This window comes from Paenarthrobacter sp. PPS72, from assembly GCF_048537125.1.
Classification (GTDB): domain Bacteria; phylum Actinomycetota; class Actinomycetes; order Actinomycetales; family Micrococcaceae; genus Arthrobacter; species Arthrobacter nitroguajacolicus_E.
In genome coordinates this window covers 1-855 of sequence record NZ_JBLYIE010000112.1, presented here as the reverse complement: position 1 = coordinate 855, position 855 = coordinate 1, and the positions used below count along the sequence as shown (strand labels likewise).

Sequence of the window (855 nt, the reverse complement as noted above, 5' to 3'; positions counted from 1 at the left end):
GTATTGACCACGGACGTTAGGAACGCTCGGCGTGGTTAGGTGACAAAAAGAAGACCTCCGAGTGGAGTGGGGCTTGTCTAAGAGTCCGCTTCACAAGGAGGTCTTCAATGTCCCATGCTAACGCGATCTTGACGCCGAAGGGTCGGCTCCGGCTGGCTCAGTGCATCGTTGATGGAAAGTTGCCGCTGCGGCGGGCCGCTGAACGTTTTCAGGTATCGGTCACGACAGCGGCGCGGTGGGCGGCCCGCTACCGTGAGCACGGAGAGGCAGGCATGCAGGATCGTTCCAGCCGGCCGGTCAACTCTCCTCAGCGGACGCCTGCGCGCCGGGAGCGGCGGATCATCGCGATACGGGTCAACCGCCGCTGGGGACCTGCCAGGATCGGTTTTCTGCTGGGCATTCACCCGTCCACGGTGCACCGGGTACTGTCCCGGTTCGGGCTGGCAAGGTTGTCGTGGCTGGACCGTGCCACCGGCAGGGTGATCCGCCGTTACGAGCACACCCATCCCGGGGACCTGGTCCACGTGGACATCAAGAAACTCGGACGCATCCCTGACGGCGGCGGACACCGCAGCGTCGGCAGGAGCGTCGGAAACCGGAACAAGACCGGTGCCGCGGTGAATAGGCGACCGGGCTACGCTTTCCTGCACAACGCCGTCGATGACCACTCCCGGCTCGCCTATACCGAGATCCTGGCCGATGAGAAGAAGGAAACCGCTGCCGGGTTCTGGGAACGCGCCAACGCCTACTTCGAATCCTGCGGAATCACGGTCAAACGTGTGTTGACCGATAACGGCTCCTGCTACCGCTCCTACGCGTTCAAGGACGCCCTGGGCACGGTGATCAAGCACAAAC

General features: G+C 63.2%; 1 protein-coding gene. It reads left to right on the top strand.

The window, feature by feature from the left end; genetic code table 11:
• Window positions 1-107: 107 nt before the first annotated feature.
• Window positions 108-855: IS481 family transposase (locus ACLRGI_RS23320; protein ID WP_419203805.1), on the top strand; the 748-nt coding region annotated here is incomplete at its 3' end.